We start from the raw sequence: 25063 nt of genomic DNA, 5'->3' as shown, positions 1-25063 counted from the left end.
CGCATCAATGGCGTGAATTTCGCACGAGCTGGCCGATTACCGCTTGGCATCGTTGCGTGTCTTGAATTGCTGCGGTTACGATTGCTTGTCGCCGCACCTCACACGATCTCGACGGGGAAGACTTTATGAAGATTCACGAGTATCAGGCAAAAGAGATTCTGCGGAAATACAACGTTCCGGTTCCGGGTGGCGAGATGGCCACGACGCTCGAGCAGGCGGACCAGGCGGCCAAGGCGTTGTTCAGCGCGGGGAACCCGGTGGTGGTCGTCAAGGCGCAGATTCACGCCGGCGGTCGCGGCAAGGGCGGCGGCGTCAAGGTCGTGAAGACGCTCGAGGCGGCGAACGAGGCTTCCAAGGCGATCCTCGGCATGCAGCTGGTGACCCACCAGACCGGTCCGCAGGGGCAAAAGGTTCAGCGGCTGCTGATCGAAGAGGGTTCGCTGATCGACCGCGAGCTGTACCTCGGCCTGGTGCTCGACCGCGCCAGCGCGAAGGTCGTCTTCATGGCCTCGCAGTCGGGCGGCATGGAGATCGAGCAGGTGGCGCACGATACGCCTGAGCTGATCTATAAGGAGTACATCGAGCCGGCGGTCGGCCTGCAGCCCTACCAGGCGCGCAAGCTGGCGTTCAAGCTGGGCCTTGCGTCGACGCAGATCAACGACGCGGTGAAGTTCATGATGGGCCTCTACAAGGCGTTCATCGAGACCGACTCGACCCTGATGGAGATCAACCCCTTCATCACGACCAAGGACGGCAAGCTGCTGGCGCTCGACTGCAAGATCAACTTCGACGACAACGCGATGTTCCGCCACAAGGATCTGAAGGAGCTGCGCGACATCGCCGAGGAGGACCCGCTCGAGGTCGAGGCGTCGAAGTTCTCGCTGAACTACATCAAGCTGGACGGCGACATCGCCTGCATGGTGAACGGCGCGGGTCTCGCAATGGCGACGATGGACATCATCGAGTACGCGGGCGGCAAGGCGGCGAACTTCCTCGACGTAGGCGGCGGCGCCAACCAGGAGCAGATCGAGAACGCCTTCGGCATCCTGCTCTCGGACCCGAACGTGAAGGCGATCTTCATCAACATCTTCGGCGGTATCCTGCGCGTGGATGTGCTGGCCACGGCAGTGGTCGCGGCGGCTCGGAAATTGAATGTGCAGATTCCGATCATCCTGCGGCTTGAGGGTACGAACGTTGAGGAAGGCCGTCAGATTCTTGCCGACTCCGGTCTGAAATTCTCTGTTGGAACCACGATGAAGGAAGCTGCAGACCTGGCTGTCGCGGCTGCGAAGGGAGTCAACTAATGTCCGTTCTCGTTGATAAAAATACGCGGCTCATCGTGCAGGGCATCACCGGACGTGAGGGCACGTTCCACGCCAAGGGTTGCGCCGAGTATGCGAAGCAATTTGGCGTCAACCTCGTCGTCGGCGGCGTCACGCCGGGCAAGGGCGGCACGACGCATGAGGGCTTTCCGGTCTTCAATACGGTCGAAGAGGCTGTGGCTGAGACGGGCGCTAACGCGAGCGTGATCTTCGTTCCGCCACCGTTCGCGGCGGACGGCATTCTCGAAGCGACGGCTGCGGGTCTGCCGCTGGTCATCTGCATCACCGAGGGCATTCCGACGCTCGACATGGTGAAGGCGTGGGAGATCGTGAAGCGGACGAAGACCGTGCTGATCGGGCCGAACTGCCCGGGCGTCATCTCGCCGGGCAAGGCGAAGATCGGCATCATGCCGGGGCGGATTCACAAGGAGGGCTCGGTCGGCATCGTGTCGAAGTCGGGCACGCTGACGTACGAGGCGGTCTACCAGCTCACCACGCGCGGCATCGGGCAGTCGACGGCGATCGGCATCGGCGGCGACCCCATCATCGGCACGACGCACATCGACGCCCTGAAGCTGCTGAACGAGGACCCCGACACCGAGGCGATCATCATGATCGGCGAGATCGGCGGCTCGGCCGAAGAGGCTGCGGCGAAGTACATCAAGGAGTTCGTGAAGAAGCCGGTGGTCGGCTTTATCGCGGGTCAGACGGCGCCTCCGGGACGCCGCATGGGCCATGCGGGTGCGATCATCTCCGGTGGCGAGGGTACGGCTGCCGAGAAGATGAAGGCGATGGCCGAGGCGGGGATTACGGTGGTCAAGTCGCCGGCGGAGATCGGCGAGGCGATGGCTCGGCTGCTGGGGAAGGCTTAGGCTCCGGGCGGTATACGTCCCACCCATTCGCGATGAGACTGCGAATGGATGGGCACCCGGGCTTTTGTGCTGGCTCAAGCGAGTACAGAAGCAGATTCCCTTCGGGAATGACAAACAAAGGAACGGGCAACAGCAAGTGCTCCAGCCGGAGTCCCTCGGGGCTTCGGCTTACTTGTTTGCGGGCAGCGGCAGCTTCAGCAGCAGGTTGGGGTCCAGGTACGCGCCCTGCCAGCGGATAGCGAAGTGCAGGTGCGGGCCGGTGACGCGGCCGGTGGCGCCGCTCAGGCCGAGCCGCTGGCCTTTGTGGATGTGCTCGCCGGGCTTTACGTCGATCCGCGAGAAGTGCATATACATACTGCTGAACTGCTGGCCGTGGTCGAGCACGACGAAGCCGCCCTCGTAGAACATCTGCTGCGCAATCAATACGATACCCTCGTTCGACGCGTAGACGGGCGTGCCCATGGCGGCGCGAAAGTCGGCTCCGCGGTGGATGCTGGCGAGCTTGCCGTTGAAGGTGCGGCGCGTGCCGAAGGAGTCGGTTCCGGCGGAGGCGACGGGGCGGGCGAAGTCTCCGGACCAGAGCACCTGCGGGGTGTTCGTGGCGAAGGCCTTGTCCTTGATGGCTTTCTCCTCGGCGGCGCGGGCGACGGTGGCGGGATCGGGAGCGAGGAAGCTGGGCGCGACGGTGAGGGCGCCGGTCCGGTAGTGCGCGGCGCCGACGGCGATCTCGCGCGTCAGGTGTTTGGTCGCGCCGCTGGCGAGGGTCTCGACGAGGTCGAGGGTGTAGACGCCGGGCGTCTGTTCGACGTCCACGCCGGCGAGCAAATACCAGCTCTTGTCCGGCGCCTGGGTGAAGGTGACGGGGTGCTTCTGCCATGTGCCGGTGAGCGCGCGAGCCTCGGGCAGCGTGGCGCGGAAGAGGATCGGCGAGCCGCTCTGGATGACGGTGGGGGTGTAGGTGACAGGTTGCTGGGCCTGTGCGGCTATGGCGCTCAGGACGAAGGCTAGTGCGAAGCGGATGCGGGTGGTGGTGGTCATCTGGTCTCAAGGCTAATGCAGATGGCGGTGTGGAACCGGGTGAGAACAGACAACAGCGAAAGCGAAAAGCAGATTCGCTTCGGAATGACAAACAAGAGGGGCAACGGCGACGGCAAAGGCAAAGGCCAATGCGGGGTCTCTCCACTGCGCTTCGCTCCGGTCGAGATGACGGGCTTTGTGGGCGAGGCAAGAGGGCCGGACAGGGCTTACACTAAGTTCGTTCCCTTTGATTGGAGGCTTGGATGCGGGCTTTATTGGCTTTGTTGGCGGTGAGCGCCTCCGCACTGGCGCAGACCGCGGTTCCCCCGGCGGAGCGCGTGGGGTTTGCGGCGATCGGGCAGGAGTCGTTGAAGAAGGATCTGACCTACCTCAGCTCGGACGCGCTGGGCGGGCGCATGAGCCTGCAGCCGGGCGATGAAGAGGCGACGCGGTGGGTCGCGGAGCAGTTTCGCGCCGCCGGGTTGAAGACGGTCTTCAAGGACGCCTCGGGCGCGGGGACGTATCTGGAACCGTTCACGCTGGTGGAGTACCGCCCGGACCGCGCCGCGACGACCATCTCCATGATGCGCGCGGGTAAGAGTACCGTGTGGCAGGCGCCGGCGGCGTTTGGGAGCTTCAAGCATGCGGTGGACCTGACCGCGCCGGTGGTCTTTGCGGGCTTTGGGATCACGGCGCCGGAGCTGGGGTATGACGACTACGCCGGCGTCGACGTGAAGGGCAAGATTGTGTTGATCTTCGACCACGAACCGCAGGAGGACGACGAGCGGTCGGTCTTCAATGGCAAGGGCAACACGCGGTACGCCACGGCGAGGGTAAAGATTCTGAACGCGCAGGCGCATGGCGCGGTCGCGGTGCTGATCGCGCCGGAGCCGAACCGCAAGCACCTGACCAACGCGGAGCGGTCGGCGCGTATCGGCGGCAGCATCGCCCGCGCCGTGCCGATTCCGGGGCAGGCGATCCTCGAAGACGAGGTTGCGATTCCTTCAGCGACGGTGATGGATAGCGTGGTGGCGGCGCTCTTCGGCTCGGCGCCGGTGACGGCGAGCGTGGCGCAGACGGCGATCGACGCCGGGCTGAAGCCGCAGTCGATGCCGCTGCCGGATACCTCGGTCACGCTGCATCTGAAGAACGTCTCCGAGCGCACGGGCGTGACGAACAACGTCGTCGGCCTGCTGGAGGGTTCGGACCCGACGCTGAAGGCGGAGACGATTCTGATCTCCGCGCACCACGACCACGACGGCATGGCCGAGTGTCCGGACCCGGCGCATCCGCCGGTCGAGGTTCCCGCCGATCCGCACCCCTGCCCGCAGATCTGGCATGGCGCGGACGACAACGGCTCGGGCACGGTCGGCGTCGTGGCGCTGGCGCGGGCGTTCGCGCTGAACCCCACGCGGCCGAAGCGGTCGATCCTGTTCGTGGTCTTCGCGAGCGAGGAGCGCGGGCTGCTGGGCGCCTTCTGGCTCGCGGCGCACCCGGTGCGTCCGCTGGCGACGACGCGGGCGCAGATCAACTTCGACATGATCGGCCGGGACGAGGCGGCGAGTCCGCAGACGGATGGGTTGATCGAGATTCCGGCGGATACGACGAACCGGCTGAACCTGATCGGCGCGCCGTACTCGCCGGACTACGACAGGACCGTGAAAGAGGCCAACAAGGCCGTGGGGCTGGTGCTGGATGATCGCTTCGACCACGATGCGGTGCTGAACGTCTTCTTCCGCTCCGACCAATTCCCGTTCGTGCTGAAGAACGTGCCGGCGGTGTGGTGGTTCACGGGCTTCCACCCGGACTACCACCATACGACGGATACGGTGGACAAGATCGACTTCCCGAAGATGGTGAAGATTTTGAGGCTGGCTTATTTGACGGCCTGGGACTTCGGGACCGAGGCTGCGCCGCCTAAGTTCGTGGCGAATCCGGGGGCTGCGGAGCGGTGATGCGACTCTACGCTTTCATCGGATACCCGGCTATTGCGAGGTATCCGATGGAAGTTTCGGGATGGTAAAGCGACCGATCAACAGCCCGAGAATTCCAAAGAGGTACGCAACGATCATGTCGAGGGTCCATGTGAATAGCCAAAACCCAAGACCATCTTTGTTCGTCAGTTTTCCAGTCGAGATTAGTTCGCAGACGGCGTATCCAATGGAGCCAAAGGTCAATCCAACAAATGCAGCCGGCGCGAGAGTGGATTTTACGGAATGACCAGGCGTCGTCCGTGCGAGAAAGAATCCAACGGCCATGAAGATCAGTATGGGCACGGCATATCCGACGCTTGCTGGGAGTGGATGGACCAAGCACATCAACGCTTCAATCGCTTGAAAGCCAAGAATTGCCCCGGATGCAATGAGTGCGATACGCTGCGTTGAATTCATCTCGCGATTTTAGCGTGGTGGTCATGGGAAAGGTGTTCTCGCACAGCCCGACTCCCATGCTCAGACTGAAAGGCAAGAGCCAAATACAGGGCTCCTTCACTGCGTTCAGGCTGACGGGCATTTTTGCGGAAGCGGGTTATGTGTTGGACCTTCCCCGCTCTATACTCCGTCCATGCGATCTCTTTTTCTGGCATGTGCGGCGCTCTTCTTCGCGGGTTCGATCTCGGCCCAGACGGTTTCGGTCAGCTTTCCTGCTTCGGCTTCGAGCAAGCCGCTCGATGGGCGCGTGCTCTTTCTGCTGTCGAACGATGCGAGCGACGAGCCGCGCAACCAGATCGACGATACGCCGAAGTCGCAGATCGTCTTTGGCGTGACCGTCGATGGGTTGAAGCCGGGCGCGCCAGTGATGATCGGCGATGCGGCGGCGGGGTATCCGATTGCCAAGTTGAAGGACGTGCCGCCGGGCGACTATACCGTGCAGGCCGTGCTGAACGTCTACGAGACTTTTCACCGGGCCGATGGCGCGGTCGTGAAGCTCGCGCCCGATAAGGGCGAGGGGCAGCACTGGAACCTCAAGCCGGGCAACCTGTATTCGGCGCCGAAGAAGGTGCCTGTCGGGCCGGGCGCGCCGGCGATTTCTGTGTCGATGGACAAGATCATCCCGCCCATCGCGCCGCCTGTCGATACGAAGTATGTGAAGTATCTGAAGGTGAAGAGCGAGCTGCTCTCGAAGTTCTGGGGCACGCCTGTCTACCTGACGGCCATCGTGCTGCTGCCGGAGGGCTTCGACACGCACCCGAACGCGCACTATCCGCTGGCGGTCTTTCACGGGCATTTCCCCACGGGGTTCGACGACTTCCGCACCACGCCGCCGGACCCGAATCTGAAGCCGAACTACTCCGACCGCTTCCACCTCGCTGGCTATAACCGCATCCAGCAGGAGGAGGGATATAAGGAGTATCAGCAGTGGATCTCGCCCGGCTTTCCGCGTGTGCTGGTGTTGCAGATTCAACATGCGAACCCTTTCTACGACGACTCGTATGCGGTGAACTCAGCGAACCTGGGGCCATACGGCGACGCGATCGAGACGGAGCTGATTCCGGCGGTGGAGAAGCAGTTTCGCGGCATCGGGCAGGGCTGGGCGCGGTTTTTGTATGGCGGCTCGACCGGCGGGTGGGAGTCGATTGCGGCGCAGATGTTCTACCCCGATCACTACAACGGCGCGTTCGTCGCGTGCCCGGATCCGGTGGACTTTCACGCCTATTCGACGGTCGATCTGTACGAGCAGAAGAACATGTTCTATCTCCAGGGCGCGAACAAGCGGGTGGAGCAGCCGGCGATGCGCAACTACCTGGGCCAGACGCTGATCTCGGTGCGCGACAACGTGGCGTACGAGGCGGCGCTGGGCGATCACGGCCGTTCAGGCGACCAGTTCGACATCTGGCAGGCGGTGTACTCGCCGGTCGGGCCGGACGGGTATCCGAAGTCGATCTTCGACAAGACGACGGGCGAGATCGACCACGAGACGGCCGCCTACTGGCGCGAGCACTACGATCTGAACGCCATTCTGCAGCGCGACTGGGCGACGCTGGGGCCGAAGCTGCAGGGCAAGCTGCACCTGTATGTCGGCTCGGACGATACCTACATGCTGAACAACGCGGTGTACCTGATGGAGGACTTCCTGAAGATCACGGGCACGCCTGGGCATGGGGTTCCGTATGAGGGCGAGGTGCTGTACGGCCCGCGCGCGGAGCACTGCTGGAACGGCGATCCGACGCTGCCGAACGCGTACTCGCGCCTGCACTACAACACGATGTATCTGCCGAAGATCATGGACCGGATTGCGAAGACGGCGCCTGCTGGGGCGGATATGAGCTGGAAGTATTGAGGGACGAAGATCTTTAGGCCATCCAGTTTTCCAGCATCAGGGGCAGTTTGATCTTCTTGAAGTGGCGAATGTTGTTGGTGACCAGAACCGCATGAGCGCTCAGCGCATGTGCGGCGATCATCATATCCATGTCGCCGATCGGTGTGCCGGCGGTCTTGAGTTGATATTTGATTTCGGCATGAAAATCGGCGGCCTGCGCATCCCAGGTCAACAACGTCACAACCTGGAGAAAACGGCTGACAGCCTCATGGAGACGGTGGCGCGGGGGCAATGCCTTCAGGCCATAGATCAATTCAGCCCGCGTCATGGCGGAGATACAGAGATGCGACGGAGCGACGGACAGCAATCGGCGCTCTACAGGGCCATATCCGCCTTTGATGATGTAGCTGGAGGTATCCGTATCGAGCATGTACAGCACGTTCAGTCGTCCTCGCGGAAGAGCGGATTACGTTCTTTCGAGACAGTGTTCATCGGACGCTCATCCATCCATCCGTCTGGAGTTTCTACCCCCCGGACAAAGGCGAAAAACTCGTTCCATAGATGCGCCCCCGGCCGCATCGACAGAATGACGTCCTGCGTCTTCTCATCGCGCGAGATGTAGACCTCATCGGCGTCGAAGCGAAATTCGGAGGGTAGGCGGACAGCCTGGCTTGCACCGTTCTTGAATATCTTCGCAACCTTCGCCTGGGGCATGATGCACCTCTGCATCAAAGTATATACCTGTGTCTATATTTTCAATTATCGGTTTCGACACATCGGTGCTTTACACTGGGTACAAGACGAATTCATAAGGAGAACTCCGTTGTCACAGCGCACATTCAGCATCATCAAGCCGGACGCCGTCCGCAAGGGTTACACCGCCGCCATTCTCGCCGAGATTGAGAAGGCCGGCTTCAAGATCGTCTCGATCAAGCGCATGTCGATCTCGAAGGCGCAGGCCGAGGGCTTCTACTATGTTCACGCCGAGCGCGGCTTCTTCGGCGAGCTGACCGACTTCATGAGCTCCGGCCCCATCTTCCCGATGGTGCTCGAGAAGGACAACGCCATCGCCGACTTCCGCACCCTGATGGGCGCGACCAACCCTGCCAATGCGGCGGAGGGGACTCTCAGGAAGCTCTTCGCGTCTTCGATCGGCGAGAATGCGGTTCATGGTTCGGACGCGGAAGAGACGGCTGCATTCGAGATCGGCTACTTTTTTGCCGGCATCGAAGTGAAGTAGTTTCGGCGCAGGTTTTAGAGACGGCGGGGCTTCGTGCCCTGCCGTTTTGCGTTAGCATGCGAAGACTGGGAGAAATCATGCGTCTTCGTCTGCTTGCTGCGGCTGGTCTGTTTGCGGTTTCGGGTTCCTTTGCGTTTGGACAGGCTGCCACGCCCGAGGCCAGGCCTCTGCAGGCGATGCCTTACTCGCCTGTGCTCGATGTCACGAGCCTGGACCGCTCGGTCGACCCCTGCGTGGACTTCTACAAGTTCGCCTGTGGGGGCTGGCAGAAGAAGAATCCGATCCCGGCCGATCAGGCTACGTGGTCGGTCTACGGCAAGCTGTACAACGACAACCAGCAGTTTCTGTGGGGCATTCTGCAGGACGCGGCCAGCGCGCGGGTCCGCACGCCGGTGCAGCAGAAGATCGGCGACTACTTCGCCGCGTGTATGGATACGTCGGCGATCGACGCGCGTGGCGACGCTCCGCTGAAGCCGGCGCTGGCCCGGATCGACGCGCTGAAGACGCGTGCGGCGCTGATCGCTGCGATTGCCGGCATCCAGCACGACCTGATGGGCAGCTTCTTCTTCGGCGCCGGCGTCGGTCAGGATGCGGTCGATTCGAACATGGAGATCGTGCATCTGGGCGCGGGCGGCCTGGGGCTGCCGGACCGCGACTACTACCTGAAGGCCGATGAGAAGAGCGTGAAGCTGCGCGAGCAGTATGTCGCCTACGTGGTCAAGCTGATGGGTCTGACCGGCGAGTCGCCCGATCAGGCGCAGAGGGACGCCGCGGCCGTGATGAAGATCGAGACCGCGCTCGCGACTGCTTCGTTGACGCGCGTCGAGCGGCGCGACCCGCACAAGGTCTATCACCCGATGACGCTGGCGGAGTTGAAGACGCTCGAACCGGAGATCGACTGGCCGGTCTACTTCAAGACCGTCGGGGCTCCGGCGGTCCCGAAGCTGAACGTCTCGCAGCCCGCGTTTGCGCAGGCCGTGCATGCGGAGCTGACGACCGAGCCGGTCGAGTCGCTGCAGGCTTATCTGCGCTTCCATGCGGCGACGGCGATGGCCTCGTCGCTCTCGCAGCCCTTCCGTCAGGCGCAGTTCGACTTCTTCTCGACCACGCTGCGCGGCACGCCGGCGATGCCTCCGCGCTGGAAGACCTGCACGGGTCAGGTGGATCGCGTGCTGGGCGAGGCGCTGGGGCAGGAGTTCGTGCGGCGCACCTTCTCGGCCGAAACCAAGGCTGCGACGCAGAAGATGACGGAGCAGATCGAGGCCGCCATGGGGCAGGAGATCGAGTCGCTCACCTGGATGAGTCCGGAGACCAAGAAGGAGGCGCTGCGCAAGCTGCACGCGGTGCGCAACAAGATCGGCTATCCGGATAAGTGGCGCGACTACACCGCGCTGACCGTCAAGCCGGACGACTATGCCGGCGACGTGATGCGGGCGGCGGCGTTTGAGGACGCGCGGGAGTGGAACAAGCTCGGCCATCCGGTCGATCGCACGGAGTGGGGCATGACGCCGCCGACCGTGAACGCCTACTTCAACCCGCAGATGAACGACATCAACTTCCCGGCGGGCGTGCTGCAGCCGCCGCTTTACGACGCGACCGGCGACGACGCGCCGAACTACGGCAACACCGGCGCGACGATCGGCCATGAGCTGACGCATGCCTTCGACGATCAGGGCCGGCAGTTCGACGCGGAGGGCAACCTGAAGGACTGGTGGACGCCCGCCGATGCGAAGGGCTTCGAGGACCGGATCAACTGCATCCGCGATCAGTATGCGGGGTACGTGGTGGTCGACGACATCCACATCAACTCCAAGCTGACCAGTGGCGAGGATGTGGCGGATATCGGCGGCACGCTGCTGGCGTACATCGCGTGGAAGAAGCAGACCGAGGGGATGACGCTGTCGCCGAAGGACGGCTTCACGCCGGATCAGCGGTTCTGGGTCGGTATGGCGCAATGGGCCTGCGAGGAGGAGCGTCCGGAGAGCCAGCGGGTGCATGCCGCGACCGATCCGCACTCGCCCGGGTTTGCCCGCATCAACGGCGTGGTGACGAATATGCCGGAGTTCCGGAAGGCCTTTAGCTGCAAGGTGGGGCAGCCGATGGCAAAGGCGAATGTTTGCAGGGTCTGGTAAGGCAGGAGATCGGGTGTGGGGCTTAGGGTCCAGGGCTCAGGGAATCGGGTTCAGGGAATCGGGGCGGTCGGAGTGGTTCTCCTTCCGCCCGTCTTCGTTTCTGTGTCTCAGCCTTTGCTTCGAGGTAGGCCAAGGCTTCAGCCTTGGCACTCAAAACCAGCAACGAAGCGGGCTTTAGCCCCTGGGGCATGCCTTCTTCTGCCTTGGCGCGTTGCGAATTGAAGCTGCAAAGACAAAAGCAGATTCCCTTCGGGAATGACAAAAAAGAGGCGGCTACTTCTCCGTAAACAGCTTCAGATCGATGCTCCCGGCCATGGCCTTCATGCCGGCGTCGTTCGGGTGCAGGTGGTCGCCGTGGTCGTAGGCCGGGGCGAAGGCGGTGGGGTTGGCGGGATCCTGCGTGGCCTTGTCGAAGTCGACGACGCCGTCGAGCTTCTTGCTGGTGCGAATCCAGGTGTTGACGGCGGTGCGGACCGCCTCGCCCGCCGGGGAGGAGTACTTCGCGCCGACGTACGGCGTGCAGGTCGCGCCGAAGACCTTGATGCCGTGCATGTGCGCGCGTTCGATCATCTGGGTCAGGCCGGCGATGATGTCCTCCGCCGTCACCACGTCGTAGGGCTTGGCCGGGTCGTAGGCGTGGCCGATGTCGTTGATGCTTTCGAGCACGATCATGTACTTCACGCCGGACTGCGCGAGCACATCCGTATCGAAGCGCGAGAGCGCGTTCGGACCGGTCACGTCGTGCAGCACGCGGTTGCCGCCGATGCCGACATTGAGCACGCCGAGGTTGGCGGTCTTCTTATCCGCGGCCAGGCGCTGTGCGAGCAGGTCGGGCCAGCGCTGGTTGGTGTCCGAGGTGCTGTAGGTGCCGTCCGTGATGCTGTCGCCGAAGGCGACGACCGCGGCAGCCTCCGCCGGGGCCTCCACGTCGACCGCCTTCAGGAAGAACCAGGAGCCCTGCTTCTTCGGTTCGGTCAGGGTCTTCGAACCGACGGCATTGCCGGTGACGGTGTAGTTGGTCTGGTAGGCGGAGCCGTGGACGGTGAGGTGCGTGATCTTCTGCGCGGGAACGAAGAGGCTGACGGTCAGGTCGGCGAAGGCCGGCAGCGCGAGCTTGACGGGGTCCGAGACGACGATGCCGCCGGGTGGAATCGTAACCGTCTCGCGCCCGCTGAAGAGAAGGGCGTTGGCCGTGGGCAGGGCGATGTCGGTCTTGTTTTCGGTGAGCGCGACGTGCGCGGCGCCGATGGTCAGGGGCTCCGTGCCGAACTCGTTCGACAGCTCGATCCGCACCAGACCGCCGCCGAGCGAGACGTGGACGATCTCGCGGAAGGTCATGTCCGCCGCGCCAAACTCGCCCTTGGCGTTCGAGCGCTCGACATCGGCCGTCGCCCAGGTGCCGACCCAGTGCGGCGGCGCCGGCGCGTTCTTGGCGGCTGCGATCCTGGAGCCGGTGAGCGTGAAGGCGAAGGCAAGCAGGACGGAGAGGCGGGCGGGGCGCAGGCGTGTCATCACGCAACCATCATCGACTGAAGGCGCCACGAGGCGCAAGAGCGATGGCGGTAAAGTGTGCAAGTAATCGTTTTCACGGGTAGCTTCCATCGCGTATATTTACGTTGGCTTCGGCAGCGACCTGTCCGCGGGCGCGAGTTGAAGCAAGAGAGCAAAGACTCGAAGCAAGAGAACTAAAGACGAGGTTCCACTCCGAATGAAGCTTGCAGGCGTTATTCTTCTTCTCATGACAACCGCGATCGCCCATGGCAGCGTTACGAAGTCCTCTTTTGGCAAGTCCGCCGACGGTACGCCGGTCGACAAGTACACCCTCACCGCCGGCGGGGCCGAGGCGGACATCATCACCTACGGCGCGCGTCTGCAGGCGTTGAAGACGCCGGATCGCGATGGCAAGATCGACGACATCGTGCTGGGGCACGACGATATGAGCGGCTATCTGGCGGACAAGTCGACCTACGTGGGCGCGATCGTCGGACGCTATGGCAACCGCATCGCGCACGGCGCGTTCACGCTGGATGGCAAGAGCTACCAGATTCCGAAGAACAACGGCGAAAACGCGCTGCATGGCGGACCGATCGGCTTCGACGCCAAGGTGTGGCAGGCGCACGAGATCGCCAATGGCGTGGAGCTTACGCTGGTGAGCAAGGACGGCGAAATGGGCTTTCCCGGCACGCTGACCGTGCATGTGCGCTACACCCTCAGCGCGCACGGCAAGGAGACGGTGCTGCGCATCGACTACCACGCGACGACCGACAAGACGACGATCGTGAACGTGACCAACCACGCCTACTTCAACCTCGCGGGGCAGGCGAGCGGATCGATCCTGAACGAGATCGCGACGCTGCCGGCGGATGAGTACACGCCGGTCGACGCGGGCCTGATCCCGACCGGCATTGCGAAGGTCGCGGGCACGCCGTTCGACTTCACCAAGCCGACGGCCATCGGCGCCCGCATCGGCGACGACAATCATCAGTTGAAGTACGGCGGCGGATACGACCATAACTGGGTGCTGCGCGGGCACAACGGCGAGTTGAAGACCGCGGCAAAGATGGTCGACCCCGTCAGCGGTCGCGTGCTGACCGTGACGACGACCGAGCCGGGCGTGCAGTTCTATACCGGCAATGCGATTCCGGCGCCGCTGAACGGCAAGGGCGGAGCGGTCTATCAGAAGAACGCGGGTTACTGCCTGGAGACGCAGCACTATCCCGACTCGCCCAATCATCCCGACTTCCCGACGACGACGCTGAAGCCGGGCGAGACCATGCACAGCACCACGATCTTCACCTTCACGACGCAGGCGAAGTAATTGTTATAGCTCGGCAGGTTCGACCAATTGCAACGCAAACGTACAAGCCGTCCTCGCCATTGCGCGCAGGACGGCTTTTCCGTTGGGGTTGTCGGACCTCTGCAAAATGTGCCGGTTCGCGAGCGCATCGCTCCGCCGAAGGGTGGATGCGGTTCTTCGAGAAACCGGTTACGCTGTTGTGTATAGGTTTAGAACCTCTCGCGGAGCCAGGAATGCTGCAAGGTACCAACGTCCCCCATCGTCGTTACAACCCGCTGCGCCGGCAGTGGATTCTGGTCTCGCCGCAACGCACGCAGCGCCCCTGGCAGGGGGAGGTCTCGAAGCCCGTGGCCGCGGCGGAGATCGCCTACGACCCGGCCTGCTACCTCTGCCCCGGCAACACACGCCTGGGCGGCCATGTGAACCCGGAGTACACGGGCGTCTTCGCCTTCGACAACGACTATGCCGCGCTGCTGCCGGGCGAACCCGGCGCCGCGACGGTCAGCTCCGACGGGCTGTTGATCGCGGAGCCGGAGGTGGGCGTCTGCCGCGTGGTCTGCTTCCATCCCAATCACTCGCTGACGCTCTCGCAGATGGAGCGCAAGGATATCGAGGCGGTCATCGAGGTGTGGCGCGAGGAGACGGCGACGCTCGGCGCGCGGCCGGAGATCAACTCCGTGCAGATCTTCGAGAATCGCGGCGCGATGATGGGTTCGAGCAACCCGCACCCGCACTGCCAGATCTGGTCCACCGGCCATGTGCCGGACGAGCCGCTGGCCGAAGGCCACGCGCAGAAGGACTACCTCGACAAACACCACTCCACGCTGCTGAGCGACTATCGCCGTCAGGAGTTGATGAACGGTGAGCGGGTGGTCTGTGAAAACGATTACTTCGTCGTCGTCGTGCCGTTCTGGGCGGTGTGGCCGTTTGAGACGTTGGTGCTCGCGAAGACGCACGTCGGCAGCTTCACGGATCTCTCAACCGAGCAGGCAGCCGGGCTGGCCGATATCCTGAAGCGCATCACCACGCGCTACGACAACCTCTTCCAGGTCAGCTTCCCGTATACGATGGGCTTCCACCAGCGGCCGACCGACGGCCAGCCGTACCCGGAGTGGGAGTTCCACGCGCACTTTTATCCGCCGCTGCTGCGCTCGGCCGAGGTGAAGAAGTTCATGGTCGGCTTCGAGATGCTCGGCATGCCGCAGCGGGATATTACGCCCGAGAAGGCCGCGGAGATGCTCAGGGCGTGCAGCGAGGAACGGGCTTAAGGTTTTTCTACGCCTCGCCCGCGTGCCTGTCATCCTGAGCGAAGCGCAGCGGAGTCGAAGGACCCGCTTTTTGTTCGGAGCGCCGAAGAGCCAGAGTGGATCGACTGACGGCCGCAAGCGGGAACGAGCAACGGCAAAGGCTAAAGCGGGTCCTTCGCTTCGCTCAGGATGACAAGCATTTTTTCGATAGCTGACAAAGAGCAAAACAAAAGCAACAGCAGATTCCCTTCGGGAATGACAAACAAAGAGTGAAAAGGACTACCGACATGGACGCACGCATTGAAGCTCTCCTCGCGCAACACAAGCTGCTCACGGATGTGGAGCCGACCATCGTGCAGGCGCCGGGTCGCGTCAACCTGCTTGGCGAGCACACCGACTACAGCGGCGGCTTCTGCATGCCTGCCGCGTTGAGCTTCAATACGCTAATCGCCGTCAGCCCACGTACGGATGGCGTGGTGCGGGTGCGTTCGGTGGACTTCGACCAGACCGCCGGGGTCGAGATTGCCACGCTGCCGGCGAAGGGCGCGGGCGAGTGGAAGGACTATCCCGTGGGCGTGCTGTGGGCGCTGCTGCAGCGCGGCGTCGCCATCGCGGGCGCGGACCTGACGCTTCAGGGCAATGTGCCGCTGGGCTCGGGCCTGAGCTCGTCGGCCTCGGTCGAGGTGGCGACGGCGACGGCGCTGCTGCATGTCGCGGGCGTGACCCTGACCGGCGCGGAGATCGCGCTGCTCTGCCAGAAGGCGGAGAACCTCTACGTCGGCGCGCCCTGCGGCATCATGGACCAGTTCATCTCGGCCAACGGGAAGAAGGATCATGCGCTGGCGCTCGACACGCGTTCGCTGTCCTTCGAGCTGGCGCCGCTGCCCGGTACGGTGCGGCTGGTCGTCTCGAACTCCATGGTGAAGCACTCGATCGGAGGCGGCGAGTACGGCACGCGGCGCGCGGAGGTCGAGGCCGGCGCCGCCGCGCTGGGCGTGCCGATGCTGCGCGATGCGACGCTCACGGATTTGCAACGGAAACAGTCACAGATGCCGGATAACGTGTATCGGCGCGCCCGCCACGTCATCTCGGACTCGCAGCGTGTGCTCGATGGCGTCGAGGCTTTGCGCGCGGGAGACGTCCGGCTCTTCGGCCAGATCATGAACGAAGCGCATGTGAGCTATCGCGACGACTTCGAGGCAAGCTGCGACGAGTGCGACCTGTTGCAGACCATTGCGTTGGCGCTTCCGGGCTGCTTTGGCGCTCGGCTTACCGGTGGCGGGTTTGGCGGGTGTACGGTCAATCTGGTCGAGGCCGCTGCGAGTGAAGCGTTTGCGGCTTCGCTTGCGGAGAAGTATCACGCAGCCACGGGCATCAAGCCGGATGTGTATGTCTGTGAGATTGGCGATGGGGCTGGTGTTGTGGCGTAGCTCATTTGTCATTCAGGAGCGGAGTTTTTTCGACGAGCACGCAACAAATGCTCGTCATCCTGAACGGAGTGAAGGACCCCTGTATTGGCCTTTGCATTTGTTCTTGTCTTTGTTACATAAAATTTGAGCTTCGGTGTCACGGTGGAAACCCATGTCTCAAAGTCGAGACATGGGGCGCCCAGATCTGTGCCGTACGGGACGAAATACAGAGGTCCTTCGCTGCGCTCAGGATGACGAGCATTGTGACGAGAACGATCGGGACTATCGCGTCAGCCGATAGTAGATCACCGGCGTCACGACCAGGCTGAGCGCAATCGACAGCAGCAGCCCGCCGATGACCGCGATGGCCAGCGGCTGCAGCATCTGCGAGCCGGCGCCAAGCGCGAAGGCCAGGGGAAGCATGCCTCCGATGGCCGCGATGGCGGTCATGACGATGGGGCGCAGGCGGCGCTGCGCGGCGTGCAGCATGGCCTGACGCGCGTCTCCGCCTTCGTGGCGCTGCTTCTCGTCGGCGTCGAGCAGCAGGATGCCGTTCTTCGCCACGATGCCGATGACCATGATGAGGCCCATGAAGCTCGCCACGTTGAAGTTCGTGCGCGTGACGCCGAGCGCGAAGATCACACCCGCAATCGAAAGCACGGAGCTGGTCAGGATCGCGATGGGCGCCGAGAAGTTGCGGAACTCCACCAGCAGCACGCCGAAGACCAGCGCCAGCGCGAGCACCAGCACGCGCGCCAGGTCGGCGAAGGACTTCTGTTGCTCCTGGTAGGTGCCGCCGTACTCCACGCGCACCGACGCGGGCAGTTGCAGCGCGGCGACCGCCGCCCGCACCTGCGTCATGGCGCCGCCCAGGTCCGAGCCTTCCAGGCGCCCGCTGACCAGCACGACCTGCTGCAGGTTCTCGCGGCGAATCTCGTTCTGCGGCGGTAGTTGCGCGACCTGCGCGAGCGACCCGAGCGTCGCGGTGTGGCCCGTGGACGAGTTGAAGACCGTGTTCTGGATCGCGTCGAGCGAGGCGCGGTTGGCCTCCGGCAGACGCACGCGGATCGTGTACGGGCGGCCGTTGACGATGAGCGGATCGGCGGTCGGCAGGCCGTCGAGGATCGCGGTCGCGTCCTCGGCGACCTCGGTCGGGGTGAAGCCGAGCCGGCCTGCAAGCACGGGGTCGATCTGGAAGTTCGTGGCCGGTCCGCTGAGCGTGTTGTCGATGCCGTTCTGCGTATCGGTGACGCCGGGAATCTTCTGGATCGCGGCCTGCACGCGCGGCGCCAGCTGTTGCAGCAGCTTCACGTCGTTCGAGAAGAGCTTGATCTGGATGGGCTCGGGCGAGTTCGAGAGGTCGCCGATCATGTCCTGCAGCACCTGCGTGAACTCGACGTCGAGCGCGGGTTCGCGCTGCTTGATCTTCGCCCGAACGTCGGCCATGACCTCGTCGATGGGGCGGTCGCGCTTGGTCTTCAGGCGCACGGTGAAGTCGCCGTAGTTGGCCTCGGTCACCGCCGCCAGACCCATCTGCAGACCGGTGCGGCGGCTGGTGATGGCAACTTCTGGCGTCTCCTGCAGGATGCGTTCGACATCTTGCAGGATGCGGTCGGTCTCGGCGAGCGACGTGCCGGCGGGCGTGAGGTAGTCGAGGATGAAGGCGCCCTCGTCCATCTCGGGCAGCAGGTCGGAGCCTAAGCTCTGGTAGGTGAGGAAGGCCCCGGCGACGAGCACGACGCAGACCAGCGCCAGGATGGCTGGGCGAGCGAGTGCGAAGGTCAGTGCGCGTTCGTGGACGTGGAGGACGCGGCGCATGAGCTTGCCGGGCTCGTGCGCCGCGGTATGGGCGGTACGAGACGCAGGTCCTTCGCTATCGCTCAGGATGACAGCTTCTTGGTTCGGGATGACAGCGTCTTCGTTGTTCTGATTGCGCAGCAGGAAGAGTGACAGCGCGGGCGTCCATGTGACGGCCAGCAGCAGCGAGGTGAGCAGCGCTGCGGTCATGGTGATGGCGAGCGCGCGGAAGAAGCTGCCCGTGACGCCCGTGACCGCGACGAGCGGCAGGAAGACGACGACCGGCGTGATGGTCGAGCCGACAAGCGGGACGGCGATCTCGCGCAGTGCCTTGCGCACGGCCTCCGTGCGGCTCTCGCCTGCATCGCGGTGCACGACGATATTCTCGACCACCACGATGGCGTCGTCGATGACGAGGCCGATCGCGGCGGCCAGACCGCCAAGCGTCATCAGGTTGAAGCTCTGGCCGATGATCCAGAGAAAGAGAATTGTAACCGCCACGGTTACAGGGATCACAAGGCCCGCGATCAGCGAGCTGGACCAGTCGCCGAGGAAGAAGAAGAGGATCGCGCAGGCGATGACGAGGCCGATCAGGATGGCGTCGCGCACGCTCGAGATGCTCTCGCGCACGAGCTCCGATTGATCGTAGAACGGTACGAGATGGACGCCTGCCGGCAACTTCGATTGCAACTGCTGGACCTGCGCGGCGACCGCGTCGGCGACCGCGACGGTGTTGCTCGAAGGCTGGCGCGCGATGTTCAGCAGCACCGAGGGCTTGCCGTTCGAGACCACGCGGGTGTAGATGGGCAGCGTCGCGGGCTTGACCTCGGCGAGGTCGGCGACGCGGATCGCCGCTCCGTTCGCGGTGGTCTTGACGACGAGGTTGCCGAGCTGCGCCGCATCGTGCGCCTGCGCGCCGATCAGTCCGAGGATGAGCTCGTGGTTGGCCTCATACAGGCCGGGCGAGTCGACGATGTTCGAGGCCTGCACGGCGTTGACGATGTCGAGCAGCGTGACGCCCGCGGTCTGCATCCGCGCGAGGTTCGGGACGATGTGATACTCGGGCGTCTGTCCGCCCTGCACCAGCACGGTGCTTACGCCGTCGACGCGGTTCAGCGGCGGCTTCAGGTCGTAGGTTGCGATCTCCCACAGCCGCGTCTGGCTGACGGTGTCCTTGCCCTTGTCGTCCGCGGTGAGCGCGTAGCCGAGGATGGGGAAGGTCGCGAAGGTGAGGCGATTGGTGGTGATGACGGCGCTGGCGGGCAGCGTCTGGCGCACCTTGCTCAGGGCCGCGTCGGCGAGCTGCAGCGTGTGGAACATGTCCACGTTCCAGTCGAAGAAGAGGCTGACCTCGGCCGAGCCGCGGCTGGTGGTGGAGCGCACGGTCTTCAGTCCGGGCACGGAGTTGACCGCGTCCTCGATCGGCTTGGTGATGGTCACCTGCATCTGCTCGACGGGCATGACGCCGTTGTCGACACCGATGACGACGCGGGGAAAGTTGGTGTCCGGAAAGACCGAGATCGGCACCTGAAACGCCGCATAGATGCCCGCCGCGGTGAGCACCATCAGGAAGAAGAAGATGGGCTTGGCCGCGTGCGACAGCCAGAAGCTGTCCTGTCTGGCCGTGCTCATTTCTCGTCTCCAGCGGCCTTCTTGTCGTCGGCCTCGGCGGGCGCCGTGCCGACCTTCACGCGGGTGTTGTCGTCGAGGCCATAGGCGCCGGTGGTCACGACGTAGTCCTGCGCGGTGACGCCGGTGAGGATCTGCACGGACTCCGGCGTCTCGATGCCGAGCGTGACGGGCTTCTTGTGCGCCGTGCCGTCGGCTGCGATGACGAGCACGGTCTTCGCGCCGTCCTGCCCGGTCTGGATGGCCTCGGCCGGCAGCGTCAGCGCATGGGCGACGGGGCGGCCGGTGATGGTCGCGTGGACGGGCGTGCCGGCCTTCAGCTTGCCGCCGGCGTTTTCGACGCGCAGCCAGACCTCGACGGTCGTGCTGCCGGGGTCGAGCGCGGGGCTGATGAGCGAGACCTTCGCGGGCACGGGCTCGTCGACGCCGGGGACGGCGATCTCCGCCGATGCGCCGACCGTGAGCTGCTGCGCCTGCATCTGCGAGACGTGCAGCTTGGCGAGCAGCGCGGACGCGTCCATGACCGTGATGACGGGCGTGCCGGCGGCTGCGGTCTCGCCTGCGAAGAGCGGCCGGTCGGTGACGACGCCCGAGAGGGGGCTGCGAATCTCGGTGTAGCTGAGCTGCGCCTGTGCGCCAAGGTACTTGCCCTTCGCCGATTCGAGCTGACCCTGTGCGGTCGCGAGCGCGGCCTTCTGGCTCACGTTCTGCAACGACTGCAGGTGCTGCTTCGCGATCTCGTACGCGGCCTGCGCCTGCACCAGCGTGGCCCTGGCGGTGTCGAGGTCGCGGCCCGGAATGGCGCCTTGCTCGAAGAGCTTCGCGCGGCTGGCGACGATGCTCTGGTTCAGATCGAGCGTGGCTTTGGCCTGGTCGAGATCGAGCTTCGCCTTGGTCGCGTCCTCGGGAACGGTCGCGCGGGTGGCGGTCTCGTAGCCGGCCTGCGCGGCGGTGTAGCTGCCCTTGTTGTCGAGCGCGGCGGCGCTCAGATCGCTGTTCTCAAGCGTGGCGAGTAGCTGGCCTGCCTTCACCTTGCTGCCGCGCTGCACGTAGAAACGCTTGACCGGCGCGGTGACCTTGGGCGAGATGGCCGCCTGCGCCAGCGGCGCGAGGGTCGCGTCGGCGGTGATCTCTTCGGAGATGTCGGCCTGCGTGGGGTGCGCGGCGGAGACGTAGACCTCGGGCTTGGGCGTCTCTTCGGCGGCTTTTTTGCAGCCTTGCGCAAAGACGCACAGGGCGAGCGCGGCTGCGAGCAAGGCAGTGTGCCGATGCAAGCGAGAAGCAGGTCCTTCGACTGCGGCCATCGCGGTGAGGCTGCGATGGCCTTCGCTCTGGATGACAGATTTGTGGTGGGTGCTAGAGGCGTTCGGCATCAGAGAGTTCCTGTCAGGAGCTGGAGGTTGGCGCGTGCGGTCTGGTAGCGGGTGCGGCCGTCCTGGCGGGCCAGCTCGGCGGCGGTCAGCGAGTTCTGTGCGTCGACCACCTCGAGCACGGTCGCTTCGCCGTCGGTGTAGCGCAGACGCGTCAGGCGCAGGCTTTCGCCGGCTGTCTGGACGCTCAGGTCCAGCGACGCGAGCTGGTCGCGCGCGGCCTCGGCCTCGGCGTAGCTCTCGTCAAGCTCCGCGATCAGCCGCCGCTGCGTGGCGGTGACCGTGACCTTCGCGGCGTCGCGCAGAATCTCGCTCTGCTTCACCTTGTGCGCGGTCGAAAGCCAGTCCCACACGGGAATGTCGATGGTCGCGGCGGCCGAGTAGCCGAGGTTGCGCACGCCGTCCTGTCCCTTGGTGGCGAACTGCTCGGCGTCGATACCGTAGGTGAAGTTCAGACCCAGATCGGGCAGGTAGGCCGCCTTCGCGGCGCGCACATCGAGCGAGGCGCCGCGCAGGCTGGCGAGCGCGCTCCGCAGCTCCGGGTTCAACTTGCCGGCGGCCGCTTCCACCTCATCGCGTGTGGCGAGCGCGGGCGGCGTGTCGGGCGCGCTCAGCGTGTAGGGCGAACGCGGATCGGGCAGCAGCAGCACGGCCAGCTCCAGCCGCGCCTTGTCCGCCGCGAGCTTCGCATCGGCCAGGTCGCGCTGGCGCTGTTGCTGTTGCAACTGAGCCTTCACCACATCGGCGTGCGCGGCTTCGCGAGCGTCCTCGCGCTTATCCGTCAGGCTGGTGAAGCCGTTCGCCTCATCCGCCGCACGCTCCGCGACGACCAGCTTTCGATCCGCCGCGACCGAGCCGTAGAAGAGCCCGACGACCGTGGCGGTCAGGCCACGCCGTGCGATCTCGAGCTCCGCCGCCGTGACAGCCGCCGCCGCATCCGCGCGGGAGACGGCGGTCAACTGCCGCAGTCCAAAGGTCTCGGAGACGACGGCCTGGCTCGCGTACTCATGCACGGCGTTGTTCGCGATGAAGCGCGGCGCCGACTGCGAGCCGGTCGATCCCGCCTGATTCGTGCCGCCATTGGGCTGCGTGTAGAGGATCTGGTTGTGGTACGTTGCGGATGGCAGCAGCGCGGCCGCGGCGATGCTTTTGTCCAGCCGCGCAACCCGCGCCGCAGCCGCTGCATTGGCAAAGGCCGGTTCATTGGCGCGCGCGAGGCTGATGGCCTCGTCGAGCGTGATGACGGGCGGCGTCGCCGGCGACTGCGCGTGCAGCGCTCCGGCGAGCGTAAGCAGCAGAAGCAGGGAGTGTGCGGTGCGTGCGGTAACCTGTTCTATCACAAGCTCCTATGCTCGCAAACCGTTCTTAAGCGGTGATGAAGAAGCCACGCGCCCGGCCAGGCCGGGGAGCTATCCGGGAAAGCGCACCGTCAAGGTCGTTCCGGCGGACGAACTCGCGATCGCGATCTCGCCCTGCACGCGGTCCACGATGGCCTTGCAGATGGCGAGTCCCAGGCCCGCGCCGCCCGTCTCGCGGCTGCGGCTGGCGTCGCCGCGAAAGAAGCGTTCGAAGACGTGCGGCAGAGCCTCCGGCGCGATGCCGTGGCCCTGGTCCGCGATGCGCAGGCCGGAGTGCGTGACCGTCGCGGTGATGGTCGTCTCGTTCGGGCTGTACTGGATCGCATTCAGCAGCAGGTTCGAGCAGATCAGCCGCAGCTCGTCGGCGTCCAGCGGCGCGGTCGAGAGTCTGTCTTCGATCTCCAGGCGCAGCGCGATCTCGCGCACCTCGGCGATCGGCTGCAACTGTTCCGCGACCTCGCGCAGCACCTTCACGACGCTGCACGTCCGCAGCGCGGGCAGGGGCTGCGCCGAGGCGCCGACGCGCGCCAGCGCCAGCATGCGCGCGACGATCTCCTCCATGCGCTCGCAGTCGCGCTCGCTGCGCAGCAGGCCCGCGCGATACTCCTCGGCCGTGCGCTCGCGCATGCTCAGCAACTGCAGCGAACTCTTGACCACGGCGGTCGCGGTCTTCAGCTCGTGGGCCGCGTCCGAGACGAAGCGCTCCTGTTGCGTGAAGGATGCCTCCAGCCCGGTCAGCGCGGCGCCCAGCGCCTTTGCCAGCGGCGCCAGCTCATCGGTCGCCATCACGCGGTCCGAGGGGTGGAACTCCCAGCTCGTGACCGAGACCCGCGTGGCCTGCGTCGCCAGCTCGTGCACGGGCGCCAGCTCGCGCGTCAGCAGCCACCACAGGATCAGTCCCGTCGCCAGCAGCAGCGCCAGGCTGGTGAGCGCGTAGAAGCTGACCGCCTCCGCGATCTCATGCCGTATGTGCGCTTCGGACGAGGCATAGGTGACATGCAGCAGGTGGGTCTGGCCGCCGCCCGTCGTGCCCGGATCGACCACGCGCACGCCGTCGTGGTGCAACACCATGTAGGTCTGGCGGTTCAGTTGAAACTCGGCGTAGCGGTCAGGCGCCAGCTCCGGCGGCACTTCGTCGCTCCAGCGCTCGGACCGCCCAAGCAAGGCGCCATGCTCGTCGCGCACCTCGTAGAGATCGGCCTTGGGCAGCGTCTTCTGGGTGCCGTCGAGCATCACTTTGGTGCTGACGTCGTCGGAGTCCTGCACCGCGCCGACCAGCGAATCCGCATGTCCGCGAATGGTGGCCTCGAGCGCGCGAAAGCGGATCCGCCGCTCATGCGCCAGCGCCAGCCCCGTCACCGCCAGCGCGCTGGCAAACTCCACCACCAGGACGATGGCGATCATGCGGCGCGAGATGGAGTGTCGCTTCATGCTCATCGCTTACGCGCCCGAGACCAGCCGATATCCGCGCCCGCGCATCGTCTCGATGCAGGAGCTTGACGAGCCCGCGTCCAGCTTGCGCCGCAGGTTCGAAAGATGCACCTCGATGACGTTCGAGTGGTGCTCCCAGTTGTAGTCGTAGAGGTGTTCGAGCAGCTCGCGCCGCGGGACCACGACACGAGGGCGGTGCATGAGATATGCCAGGATGCGGTACTCGGTGGGCGACAGATCGATCGCCACGCCCGCGCGATGAATGCTCTGTTCGAGCGTGTTCATTTCGATATCGGCGAAGCGCAGCACCGGGTGCGCGATGCCTTTGCCGCGACGGATGAGCGCCTTCACCCGCGCCAGCAGCTCGCCCAGGTCGAAGGGCTTGGCGAGATAGTCGTCCGCGCCCGCGTTCAACAGCTCGACGATGGACGCAGGCTCGGAGCGCGCGGTCAGAATCAGCACCGGCGTGCGGTCGCCCGTGGCGCGGATGCGCGTGACCACTCCGAGGCCGTCCAGCTTCGGCAGCATCAGGTCCAGCACGATGGCGTCGTAACAGAGGTTCGAGGCAAGATCGGCGCCTGTTTCGCCGTCTGGCGCATGGTCGACGGCGAAGCCTGGGCCATCGCGCAGGGCGGTGGCGACGTTTTCGGCAAGGCGGAGTTCGTCTTCTACGAGGAGGACACGCATGGTGGTCAGTATGACCCAGAAGAGGGTGGGAGCGATATGCGGAGGCGCAATTTATATCGTGATACGATACAAATGTGAACACTCGTCGAGAAACCTCCACCAACTCCGACCGCCTGCAGGCGCTGGCCGAGTTCCGCTACGTTCTGCGGCGGTTCCTGCACTTCAGCGAAAAGGCGGCCGCGCGCGTTGGCGTCGCGCCCCAGCAGCACCAGCTTCTGCTGCAGGTCGCGGGGCGGCCGGCGGGCGAGCCGGCGACGGTCGGCTACCTGGCCGAGCGGCTGAGCCTGCGTCACCACAGCGTGGTCGAGCTGAGCGACCGCTGTGTCGAGGCCGGGCTGCTGGTGCGCGAGCCGGACCCGCGCGACCGTCGCGCTGTGCTGCTGCGGTTGACGCCGGAGGGCCTGCGGATGCTCGAAGAGCTTTCGGACGACCACACGCGCGAGCTGCACGAGCTCGGTCCGCAGATGATCGAGGCGCTGGGAAGGCTGGTGAGGTGAG

20 protein-coding genes are annotated in these 25063 nt (G+C 64.7%); 10 read left to right on the top strand and 10 right to left on the bottom strand.

Annotated features, from left to right (window positions below; genetic code table 11):
- Window positions 1-125: 125 nt before the first annotated feature.
- A complete protein-coding gene (gene sucC, locus CHB87_RS16400) occupies window positions 126-1304 on the top strand; it encodes an ADP-forming succinate--CoA ligase subunit beta (RefSeq protein ID WP_089409517.1) in 1179 nt (392 codons plus the stop codon).
- Window positions 1304-2194 (top strand): succinate--CoA ligase subunit alpha, encoded by an 891-nt coding sequence (sucD, locus tag CHB87_RS16395; RefSeq protein WP_089409516.1) that lies wholly within the window; start codon window positions 1304-1306, stop codon window positions 2192-2194. The genes sucC and sucD overlap by 1 nt, the downstream gene beginning before the upstream one ends.
- A gap of 168 nt (window positions 2195-2362) precedes the next feature.
- Here sucD and CHB87_RS16390 read toward each other — a convergent pair whose 3' ends face one another.
- Window positions 2363-3232 carry a M23 family metallopeptidase gene (locus CHB87_RS16390; RefSeq protein ID WP_089409515.1) on the bottom strand — a complete coding sequence of 290 codons (870 nt, stop codon included), beginning with the start codon at window positions 3230-3232 and terminating at the stop codon, window positions 2363-2365.
- 242 nt (window positions 3233-3474) lie between these two features.
- On the opposite strand from CHB87_RS16390, the gene CHB87_RS16385 reads away from it, so the two are divergent.
- On the top strand, window positions 3475-5166 hold the full coding sequence (locus tag CHB87_RS16385) for a M20/M25/M40 family metallo-hydrolase (RefSeq protein WP_089409514.1): 1692 nt from the start codon (window positions 3475-3477) through the stop codon (window positions 5164-5166).
- A 30-nt stretch (window positions 5167-5196) separates the two neighbouring features.
- On the opposite strand, the gene CHB87_RS16380 is transcribed toward CHB87_RS16385, so the two are convergent.
- The gene (locus CHB87_RS16380; RefSeq protein ID WP_142988387.1) at window positions 5197-5601 is read right to left on the bottom strand and encodes a hypothetical protein; all 405 of its coding nucleotides are present in this window, start codon (window positions 5599-5601) and stop codon (window positions 5197-5199) included.
- Window positions 5602-5773: 172 nt separating this feature from the next.
- Here CHB87_RS16380 and CHB87_RS16375 point away from each other — a divergent pair, with 172 nt between their 5' ends.
- Window positions 5774-7489, top strand: coding sequence for an alpha/beta hydrolase (locus CHB87_RS16375; RefSeq protein WP_176441811.1), 1716 nt, complete (start codon window positions 5774-5776; stop codon window positions 7487-7489).
- 13 nt (window positions 7490-7502) lie between these two features.
- Here CHB87_RS16375 and CHB87_RS16370 read toward each other — a convergent pair whose 3' ends face one another.
- Window positions 7503-7898, bottom strand: a complete 396-nt coding sequence (locus tag CHB87_RS16370) for a type II toxin-antitoxin system VapC family toxin (protein WP_245818053.1) — start codon at window positions 7896-7898, stop codon at window positions 7503-7505.
- Window positions 7899-7909: 11 nt separating this feature from the next.
- Window positions 7910-8182: an antitoxin gene (locus CHB87_RS16365; RefSeq protein WP_089409632.1), complete on the bottom strand. Its 273-nt coding sequence runs from the start codon at window positions 8180-8182 to the stop codon at window positions 7910-7912.
- A gap of 109 nt (window positions 8183-8291) precedes the next feature.
- Here CHB87_RS16365 and ndk point away from each other — a divergent pair, with 109 nt between their 5' ends.
- Both ndk and CHB87_RS16355 read left to right on the top strand, forming a co-directional pair.
- Window positions 8292-8708, top strand: a complete 417-nt coding sequence (ndk, locus tag CHB87_RS16360) for a nucleoside-diphosphate kinase (protein ID WP_089409511.1) — start codon at window positions 8292-8294, stop codon at window positions 8706-8708.
- Between the two features lie 77 nt (window positions 8709-8785).
- Entirely contained in the window at window positions 8786-10840 is a 2055-nt protein-coding gene (locus CHB87_RS16355) for a M13 family metallopeptidase (RefSeq protein ID WP_089409510.1), read from the top strand.
- Window positions 10841-11113: 273 nt separating this feature from the next.
- Here CHB87_RS16355 and CHB87_RS16350 read toward each other — a convergent pair whose 3' ends face one another.
- The gene (locus tag CHB87_RS16350) at window positions 11114-12352 is read right to left on the bottom strand and encodes an SGNH/GDSL hydrolase family protein (RefSeq protein WP_089409509.1); all 1239 of its coding nucleotides are present in this window, start codon (window positions 12350-12352) and stop codon (window positions 11114-11116) included.
- A 226-nt stretch (window positions 12353-12578) separates the two neighbouring features.
- Here CHB87_RS16350 and CHB87_RS16345 point away from each other — a divergent pair, with 226 nt between their 5' ends.
- From CHB87_RS16345 to galK, 3 genes are all read left to right on the top strand, one after another.
- On the top strand, window positions 12579-13658 hold the full coding sequence (locus CHB87_RS16345) for an aldose epimerase family protein (RefSeq protein WP_245818044.1): 1080 nt from the start codon (window positions 12579-12581) through the stop codon (window positions 13656-13658).
- A 212-nt stretch (window positions 13659-13870) separates the two neighbouring features.
- Window positions 13871-14905, top strand: coding sequence for a UDP-glucose--hexose-1-phosphate uridylyltransferase (locus tag CHB87_RS16340; RefSeq protein ID WP_089409507.1), 1035 nt, complete (start codon window positions 13871-13873; stop codon window positions 14903-14905).
- Between the two features lie 266 nt (window positions 14906-15171).
- Complete coding sequence (gene galK, locus CHB87_RS16335) at window positions 15172-16314, top strand: galactokinase (RefSeq protein WP_089409506.1); 1143 nt, start codon at window positions 15172-15174, stop codon at window positions 16312-16314.
- A gap of 261 nt (window positions 16315-16575) precedes the next feature.
- Here galK and CHB87_RS16330 read toward each other — a convergent pair whose 3' ends face one another.
- From CHB87_RS16330 to CHB87_RS16310, 5 genes are all read right to left on the bottom strand, one after another.
- Window positions 16576-19722: an efflux RND transporter permease subunit gene (locus CHB87_RS16330; RefSeq protein ID WP_089409505.1), complete on the bottom strand. Its 3147-nt coding sequence runs from the start codon at window positions 19720-19722 to the stop codon at window positions 16576-16578.
- The gene (locus CHB87_RS16325; RefSeq protein WP_245818043.1) at window positions 19719-21092 is read right to left on the bottom strand and encodes an efflux RND transporter periplasmic adaptor subunit; all 1374 of its coding nucleotides are present in this window, start codon (window positions 21090-21092) and stop codon (window positions 19719-19721) included. The genes CHB87_RS16330 and CHB87_RS16325 overlap by 4 nt, the downstream gene beginning before the upstream one ends.
- Window positions 21092-22429, bottom strand: coding sequence for a TolC family protein (locus CHB87_RS16320; protein WP_089409504.1), 1338 nt, complete (start codon window positions 22427-22429; stop codon window positions 21092-21094). Before CHB87_RS16320 ends, CHB87_RS16325 begins: the two co-directional genes overlap by 1 nt.
- Window positions 22430-22498: 69 nt before the next feature.
- On the bottom strand, window positions 22499-23878 hold the full coding sequence (locus CHB87_RS16315) for a sensor histidine kinase (RefSeq protein ID WP_176441810.1): 1380 nt from the start codon (window positions 23876-23878) through the stop codon (window positions 22499-22501).
- 9 nt (window positions 23879-23887) lie between these two features.
- Window positions 23888-24565, bottom strand: a complete 678-nt coding sequence (locus CHB87_RS16310; RefSeq protein ID WP_089409502.1) for a response regulator transcription factor — start codon at window positions 24563-24565, stop codon at window positions 23888-23890.
- A 74-nt stretch (window positions 24566-24639) separates the two neighbouring features.
- Between CHB87_RS16310 and CHB87_RS16305 the strand changes: the two genes are divergently transcribed.
- On the top strand, window positions 24640-25062 hold the full coding sequence (locus tag CHB87_RS16305; protein ID WP_089409501.1) for a MarR family winged helix-turn-helix transcriptional regulator: 423 nt from the start codon (window positions 24640-24642) through the stop codon (window positions 25060-25062).
- Window position 25063 lies beyond the last annotated feature (1 nt).

The sequence above is a fragment of the Granulicella rosea genome (assembly GCF_900188085.1).
Taxonomy (GTDB): Bacteria; Acidobacteriota; Terriglobia; order Terriglobales; family Acidobacteriaceae; genus Edaphobacter; species Edaphobacter rosea.
This window is presented reverse-complemented; position numbering and strand designations above follow the sequence as displayed.